The sequence below is a fragment of the Mycobacterium sp. genome (genome assembly GCF_035603715.1).
Taxonomy (GTDB): domain Bacteria; phylum Actinomycetota; class Actinomycetes; order Mycobacteriales; family Mycobacteriaceae; genus Mycobacterium.
Genome location: NZ_DATNJW010000133.1, coordinates 1 through 7,194, shown reverse-complemented (window position 1 = coordinate 7,194; position 7,194 = coordinate 1). Strand labels below are relative to the sequence as shown.

Annotated in this window: 10 protein-coding genes and 1 pseudogene; 8 read left to right on the top strand and 3 right to left on the bottom strand. The window is 64.1% G+C overall.

Features of this window, described 5'->3' with window-relative positions; translation table 11 throughout:
• Positions 1-190: pseudogene (locus tag VN856_RS06145) on the top strand (ROK family protein); the annotation flags it as partial.
• A gap of 176 nt (positions 191-366) precedes the next feature.
• A complete protein-coding gene (locus tag VN856_RS06140) occupies positions 367-1,878 on the top strand; it encodes an RNA polymerase sigma factor (RefSeq protein WP_414686882.1) in 1,512 nt (503 codons plus the stop codon).
• Positions 1,879-1,900: 22 nt separating this feature from the next.
• On the opposite strand, the gene VN856_RS06135 is transcribed toward VN856_RS06140, so the two are convergent.
• A complete protein-coding gene (locus VN856_RS06135) occupies positions 1,901-2,308 on the bottom strand; it encodes a hypothetical protein (protein WP_325687176.1) in 408 nt (135 codons plus the stop codon).
• Positions 2,309-2,512: 204 nt separating this feature from the next.
• Between VN856_RS06135 and VN856_RS06130 the strand changes: the two genes are divergently transcribed.
• Positions 2,513-2,920, top strand: a complete 408-nt coding sequence (locus VN856_RS06130; RefSeq protein WP_325687174.1) for a RidA family protein — start codon at positions 2,513-2,515, stop codon at positions 2,918-2,920.
• Here VN856_RS06130 and VN856_RS06125 read toward each other — a convergent pair.
• Positions 2,875-3,234 carry a DUF952 domain-containing protein gene (locus VN856_RS06125; RefSeq protein WP_325687172.1) on the bottom strand — a complete coding sequence of 120 codons (360 nt, stop codon included), beginning with the start codon at positions 3,232-3,234 and terminating at the stop codon, positions 2,875-2,877. The two genes, VN856_RS06130 and VN856_RS06125, sit on opposite strands and share 46 nt — an antisense overlap.
• A gap of 124 nt (positions 3,235-3,358) precedes the next feature.
• On the opposite strand from VN856_RS06125, the gene VN856_RS06120 reads away from it, so the two are divergent.
• Together VN856_RS06120 and VN856_RS06115 are read left to right on the top strand one after the other, a co-directional pair.
• Positions 3,359-3,556: a DUF7455 domain-containing protein gene (locus VN856_RS06120; RefSeq protein ID WP_325687170.1), complete on the top strand. Its 198-nt coding sequence runs from the start codon at positions 3,359-3,361 to the stop codon at positions 3,554-3,556.
• A gap of 61 nt (positions 3,557-3,617) precedes the next feature.
• Positions 3,618-4,604 (top strand): YihY/virulence factor BrkB family protein, encoded by a 987-nt coding sequence (locus VN856_RS06115; RefSeq protein WP_325687168.1) that lies wholly within the window; start codon positions 3,618-3,620, stop codon positions 4,602-4,604.
• Here VN856_RS06115 and VN856_RS06110 read toward each other — a convergent pair.
• Entirely contained in the window at positions 4,591-4,830 is a 240-nt protein-coding gene (locus VN856_RS06110; protein WP_325687166.1) for a DUF3039 domain-containing protein, read from the bottom strand. The two genes, VN856_RS06115 and VN856_RS06110, sit on opposite strands and share 14 nt — an antisense overlap.
• 61 nt (positions 4,831-4,891) lie before the next feature.
• Here VN856_RS06110 and VN856_RS06105 point away from each other — a divergent pair, with 61 nt between their 5' ends.
• The 3 genes from VN856_RS06105 to VN856_RS06095 form a co-directional block, all read left to right on the top strand.
• Positions 4,892-5,296 carry a DUF3099 domain-containing protein gene (locus VN856_RS06105; RefSeq protein WP_325687164.1) on the top strand — a complete coding sequence of 135 codons (405 nt, stop codon included), beginning with the start codon at positions 4,892-4,894 and terminating at the stop codon, positions 5,294-5,296.
• A gap of 147 nt (positions 5,297-5,443) precedes the next feature.
• Positions 5,444-6,403 (top strand): sigma-70 family RNA polymerase sigma factor SigB, encoded by a 960-nt coding sequence (gene sigB, locus VN856_RS06100; protein WP_325687162.1) that lies wholly within the window; start codon positions 5,444-5,446, stop codon positions 6,401-6,403.
• Between the two features lie 123 nt (positions 6,404-6,526).
• Positions 6,527-7,194: metal-dependent transcriptional regulator (locus VN856_RS06095; protein WP_325687160.1), on the top strand; the 668-nt coding region annotated here is incomplete at its 3' end.

Genomic DNA, 7,194 nt, shown 5'->3' with positions numbered 1-7,194 from the left:
GAAAGTGCTGGTCGCCATCGAGAACGCGATGTGCCCGGAGTTGTTCATCGCCGGCGGCGGGATCAGCCGAAAAGCCGACAAATGGGTGCCGCTGCTGAAAAACCGCACTCCGGTGGTGGCCGCGGCCTTGCAGAACACCGCAGGTATCGTCGGCGCGGCGATGGCGGCGACGCGCGACGTGACGCACTGATTTCGTGCTCTGGCGGGGGTATTGCCCTGCTGTCGTTACAATGGTCACCGGCAGCCGCCCGACCGATAGCGGCGAATATCCACCCTGATAATCGACGCCGACATCTGACATAGCTGACGTTTTCCGGTTCACCATGCCTAGAGCACCGGAAGTTGAGTTCTACCGAAGGGGTTTACGTGGCAGCGACCAAAGCACGACCGGCAACAGAGGAGCCGGTGAAGCGCACCGCCGCCAAATCTCCCGCCAGTTCCCCGGCGAAGCGCTCGTCGGCCAAAGCCGCCAACGGCGCCGCCACCAAGACAGCCGCTAAGGCGCCGGCGAAGGCTGCCAAACCAGCGACGGCCACCAAGACCCGCGCTGCCACCAAGAGCGCCGCGGCCAAGTCGGCGCCAGCCCGTGGTCGCCCCAAGAAAGCGACGTCCAAAGGCGCCGACGACGCCGAGGTCACGACTGCCGACGTCGAAACCGACGAGCAGGATCTCGAGGTAGACGCCGAACTCGACGGCGGACCCGGCGACGAGATCGAAATCGACCCGGAAGACCTGAATCTCGAAGACCTCGAGGTCGACGCGACCGACGACGAGCCCGAGACGCCCGAGACCGACGAAGCGGCCGTCAAGAAGCCGGCCAAAGCCGTCGGCGACGAAGCCGTCGACGACGAAGACATCGTCGAGCCGAGCGAAAAGGACAAGGCCTCAGGCGATTTCGTCTGGGACGAGGACGAGTCGGAGGCTCTGCGACAGGCCCGCAAGGACGCCGAGCTGACGGCGTCCGCGGATTCGGTTCGCGCATACCTCAAGCAGATCGGCAAGGTGGCGCTGCTCAACGCCGAAGAGGAAGTCGAGCTGGCCAAGCGGATCGAAGCGGGCCTCTACGCGACCCAGCTGATGACCGACCTGACCGAAAAGGGTGAGAAGCTGCCCGCGGCTCAGCGTCGCGACATGGTGTGGATCTGCCGCGACGGCGACCGCGCGAAAAACCATCTGCTGGAAGCGAACCTGCGACTCGTCGTATCGCTGGCCAAGCGCTACACCGGCCGCGGTATGGCGTTCCTCGACCTGATCCAAGAGGGCAACCTGGGTCTTATCCGTGCGGTCGAAAAGTTCGACTACACAAAGGGTTACAAGTTCTCCACCTATGCCACCTGGTGGATCCGCCAGGCGATCACCCGCGCGATGGCCGACCAGGCCCGCACCATCCGCATCCCGGTCCACATGGTCGAGGTGATCAACAAACTGGGCCGCATTCAGCGCGAGCTGCTGCAGGACTTGGGCCGCGAGCCCACGCCCGAAGAGCTGGCCAAGGAAATGGACATCACCCCGGAGAAGGTGCTGGAGATCCAGCAGTACGCCCGGGAGCCGATCTCGCTGGACCAGACCATCGGCGACGAGGGTGACAGCCAACTCGGTGACTTCATCGAGGACAGCGAAGCCGTGGTGGCCGTCGACGCGGTGTCCTTCACGCTGCTGCAGGATCAGCTGCAGTCGGTGCTGGAGACACTGTCCGAGCGTGAAGCCGGCGTCGTACGGCTGCGCTTCGGCCTCACCGACGGCCAGCCCCGCACCCTCGACGAGATCGGCCAGGTGTACGGCGTCACCCGTGAGCGCATCCGCCAGATCGAATCGAAGACGATGTCGAAGCTGCGCCACCCCAGCCGCTCCCAAGTGCTGCGCGACTACCTCGACTAGCGACGACCGGCAACCGGCCCCACTAGTCCCCGATCAGATCGGCCCTGCCGCGGGTCCAGTACGTGTAGGTCTTGCCGTCCCGGCCGGTGATCGTGACGGTGTTCTCGTCGTGCACCCCCCGTCCGTGTCGTCCGGAGAAATCATCCACGTCTGAATCCGGGCGTTGGTGTTCCGTCGCGTTGTCCTCCGATTGCTGCGCCGCGAACAGCGCGCTGGAGCGGGTGTTGAACAACCGGACAGGGTTGAGGGTGGTCACGCCCACCCGGATCGTCAGGGACCAGCATGTCGACCGGTAACTGTCGTCGTACATGGTCAGCGTGGGGTCGCCGTCGTATGCGCCCACCTCGAAGAGGCGAGCCGTATACGTGCGGTTGCCGCTATATGCGCGGTACTGCTCGTCGTTCTCGTCTTTGACCCAGCGAAGTATCAATGGGGGTGGGAGGTTTCTCTCGGGGGCGTTCTGACGGTTGGTCCAGCGGAAAGCTTAAAACTACCGAGCAGCGTTGTCTCGGCGTTTGTCAGACCCACATCGGCACTTCACTTGCCTTTGGCCTGGTGGGGTGGACGATCCGAACGGGTTGCGCTAGAAGAAATTCGGATGCGCCGGCAACGCCGGCTGGCCTAGGTTGACCGCATGTCAACCAGCCGCATCCTGGTGTCGTCCGGGACTGACTTCGAGTCGGCCGTCGGTTACTCACGTGCGCTGCGTGTCGGCCCACACGTCGTCGTGGCGGGCACGACCGGGCCCGGGACGCCTGGCGACATCGGCGCCCAGACTCGAGAAGCATTGCGCCGCATCGAGATCGCCCTCAACGAGGCGGGAGCGGCGTTGAGCGACGTGATCCGCACTCGGATCTATGTGACCGACATTTCGCGTTGGCGTGACGTCGCGGTCGTGCACGCCGAGGTGTTCGGCCAGATCCGCCCGGCGGCCACCATGGTGGAAGTGGCGGCGCTCATCGCCCCGGAGTTGTTGGTGGAGATCGAAGCCGACGCCTATTCGCCGATCGCCGCGAACGAGCCGTCAGCGGAGGGCCGGTAGCGGGTGACATTGATCACAGTCCCAACGGGCAAGGCGCCGTACAGATGCGGGAACAGCATCGACTCCGGATCCGTTGCTACTCCTAGTTCCCAACGAATGGGTGAATCCAGACGGGTCGGATCGATGTGCAGCAGGACAAGGTCCTCCCGCCCGCGATAGAGACGGTTCGCCGGCAGGTGCACTTGCTCTGGCGTCGACAAATGGATGAAGCCCACGCTGGTAAGCGACTCAGGTTTCAGTTCGCCGTGAACCTGAGCGGCCGTCCAGTCGTCAACGGGACACAGGTGTACCAGCACCGCCGGCGGCCGATTCATACCGCCATCTTGCTCCGACGGCCAAACGGGCCGGGGTGAGAAACGACACAGCGGGTAAACCCGCGGTGAAGACGGCCAAAAGCGTTGACATCTGAGACAGTAAAGAAGGCAGAACGGAGAAGCCATGAACGCAACGTTGACCAGTCCAGAGTTAACCCGGGCTGATCGCTGCGATCGGTGCAGCGCTGCTGCACGCGTTCGCGCCAAGCTGCCCTCTGGCGCCGAGCTCCTGTTCTGCCAGCACCACGCCAACGAGCATGAGGCGAAGCTGATCGAGTTGTCCGCCGTGCTGGAAACCAGCGGCGAACCAATCGCGTCCTAGACACGACTCGCCACCTGCAATCCTGGCGGTCGGTGCGTTCGTCGGGAATCCTGAACGGGTCATGACCGACCTCCCAGTAAAGCCTTCGCGACATCACATCTGGCGAATCACTCGGCGGGCGTTGTCGAAAAGCTGGGACGATTCGATTTTTTCGGAAGCCGCGCAAGCGGCGTTCTGGTCGGCATTGTCCTTGCCGCCCCTGCTGCTGGGGATGCTCGGAAGCCTCGCCTACGTGGCGCCGCTGTTCGGACCGGACACGATGTCGGTGATCGAGCACTACCTGGTGTCGATGTCGAACAAGATTTTCTCGCAGAGCGTCGTTCACGAGATCATCGAGCCGACCATTGCCGACATCGATCGAGGCGCTCGCGGTGAAGTGGTGTCGTTGGGCTTCGTGATTTCTCTGTGGGCGGGGTCGTCGGCAATCTCCGCCTTCGTCGATTCGGTGGTCGAGGCTCACGATCAGACGCCGCTGCGGCATCCGGTGCGCCAGCGTCTGTTCGCGTTGGGCCTGTACGTCGTGATGCTGCTCTTCGTGATCGTCACTGCCCCGCTGATGGTGCGGGGGCCGCGCAAGCTCGCCGAGTTGATTCCCAACGGCCTGCAGGATGTGCTGGCCTACGGCTACTACCCGGCGTTGCTCGCCGGTCTGATCGCCACCGTGGTGGTGCTGTATCGCGTGGCTTTGCCGGACCCGATTCCGTCGCACCGGCTGGTCTTCGGTGCGGCCCTGGCCAGTGTGGCGTTCGTGATCGCCACACTCGGGTTACGCATCTACCTGAGGTACATCACCGGCACCGGCTACACCTACGGCGCGCTGGCCACCCCGATCGCATTCCTGTTGTTCGCGTTCTTTGCGGGCTTCTCGATCATGTTGGGTGCGGAGTTCAACGCCGCCATCCAGGAGGAGTGGCCGGCCCCCCGCACGCACGCCCACCGGATGCGACGGTGGCTGGTCAAGCGCGCCAAGGAAGTCGTCGACGACACCGGTGAGGCAACGAACGACGACACGCCGCCCGTGCACCCCGACCCGGTCAGCTCTTCTTGAGCGACTGGTAGATCCGCTTGCAGTCGGGGCAGACCGGCGAGCCCGGCTTCGCCGACTTCGTCACCGGGAACACCTCACCGCAGAGCGCCACCACGTGGGTGCCCATCACGGCGCTCTCCGCGATCTTGTCCTTCTTGACGTAGTGGAAGAACTTCGGGGTGTCGCTGTCGGTCCCGTCGTCGACGCGTTCGTCGCTGTCGGTGCGCTCGATCGTCTGGGTCTCCATGGCACATATTGTGCCGGAACCGGACCCGCCACGGTGAGCAAAGTTGTGCAACAGTGGAGAAATGAGGCGCAGCCATGAGCTGGGTTTCGACGACGATGGTCGACCGATCCTCATCACCGCCGCCGCACCCTCTTACGAAGTCCAGCACCGCCAACGTGTGCGGAAATATTTGACGATCATGTCGTTCCGCATTCCGGCGCTGCTTCTCGCCGCCGTCGCGTACGGCATGTGGCACAACGGTCTTCTCTCACTGGCGATCGTCGCAGCGTCGATCCCGCTGCCGTGGATCGCGGTGCTGATCGCCAACGACCGTCCACCACGCCGCGCCGACGAACCGCGTCGATTCGATGAACCGGTGCGGCGAACCCCGCTCTTCCCCACCGCCGAACGGCCCGCGATCGAGCGCTACAGCCGCCCGTCGCAGCAACCGGGTTCACCCCATCCGCAAGCCGACGGTTCCGAATAGCCCGCTGCCGCAGCGGGTTCTCAGCACATTCTCAGTTCAACTGGACATTCGCGCATGTCAACGGGTGTGAGACGGCCACCCCGCGGGAACTACTACGTCGGGTTGCTCGTTGTACCCGATGACTGTTCACGCTCTGAGGAGGCCGCCATGGCAAAAGCCAACACAATCCGGATTGATGGCGATCTGGATGCTCAAAGCCCAGCCGCGGACCTGGTGCGCGTGTACCTGAACGGGATCGGCAAGACCGCATTGCTCAACGCCGCCGACGAGGTCGAACTCGCCAAGCGAATCGAGGCCGGCCTGTACGCCAAGCATCTGCTGGAGACCCGTAAGCGTCTCGGGGAGAACCGCAAGCGCGACTTGGCCGCCGTCGTCCGCGACGGCGAGGCAGCGCGCAGCCACCTGCTGGAAGCCAACCTGCGGTTGGTCGTGTCGCTGGCGAAGCGCTACACGGGGCGTGGAATGCCGCTGCTGGACCTGATCCAGGAAGGCAATCTCGGGCTGATCCGCGCGATGGAAAAGTTCGACTACGCAAAGGGATTCAAATTCTCTACCTACGCGACGTGGTGGATCCGGCAGGCGATCACCCGGGGCATGGCCGACCAGAGCCGCACCATCCGGTTGCCGGTCCACCTGGTCGAGCAGGTCAACAAGCTCGCTCGCATCAAGCGTGAGATGCACCAGAACCTGGGCCGCGAAGCCACCGACGAGGAGCTGGCTGCCGAGTCGGGCATCCCGGTCGAGAAGATCAATGACCTGCTCGAGCACAGCCGCGACCCGGTAAGCCTCGACATGCCGGTGGGGTCCGAAGAGGAAGCGCCGCTGGGCGATTTCATCGAGGACGCCGAGGCGATGTCCGCGGAGAACTCGGTGATCGCCGAGTTGCTGCACACCGACATCCGTAGCGTGCTCGCCACTCTCGACGAGCGTGAGCATCAGGTGATCCGGCTGCGCTTCGGGCTCGACGACGGCCAGCCCCGCACGCTCGACCAGATCGGCAAGCTGTTCGGTCTGTCGCGCGAACGGGTTCGCCAAATCGAGCGCGAGGTAATGGCCAAGTTGCGCAACGGCGAGCGCGCCGACCGGCTGCGCTCATACGCAAGCTGACCACCCACCCAGCACCGAAAAGTATGCCCGTCGCGCCAGCGGCGGGCATACTGCTGCGCTGGAGTGTTAGCGAACCATTGGCGCAGCTGGGCAAGTAGACTCAGCCGCAATGGAGGGTGCGGAATGAACGACCTGGTTGATACCACCGAGATGTACCTGCGGACCATCTACGACCTCGAAGAAGAGGGCGTTACCCCGCTGCGTGCCCGGATCGCCGAACGGCTTGACCAGAGTGGGCCCACGGTCAGCCAGACTGTGTCGCGGATGGAACGCGACGGGTTGTTGCACGTGGCCGGCGACCGCCATCTCGAGCTGACCGACAAGGGCCGCACGTTGGCCATCTCCGTAATGCGCAAGCACCGGCTGGCCGAGCGGCTGCTAGTCGATGTCATCGGATTGCCGTGGGAAGAAGTGCACGCCGAGGCATGCCGGTGGGAGCACGTCATGAGCGACGACGTCGAGCGCCGGCTTATGAAGGTGCTCAACAACCCGACCACGTCGCCGTTCGGCAACCCGATTCCCGGACTCATCGATCTAGGCATCGGCGACGGGTTCGGCGCCGAAGACGGCAACCTGGTCCGGTTGACGGAGTTGCCCGCCGGCCCACCCGTGGCTGTCGTGGTACGCCAGTTGACCGAGCACGTGCAGGGTGACATCGACTTGATCACCCGTCTCAAGGACGCCGGCGTCGTTCCCAACGCCAGGGTGACCGTCGAATCCAACCAATCCGGTGGCGTGACCATCGTGATTCCGGGCCACGAGAACGTCAGCCTGCCGCATGAGATGGCGCA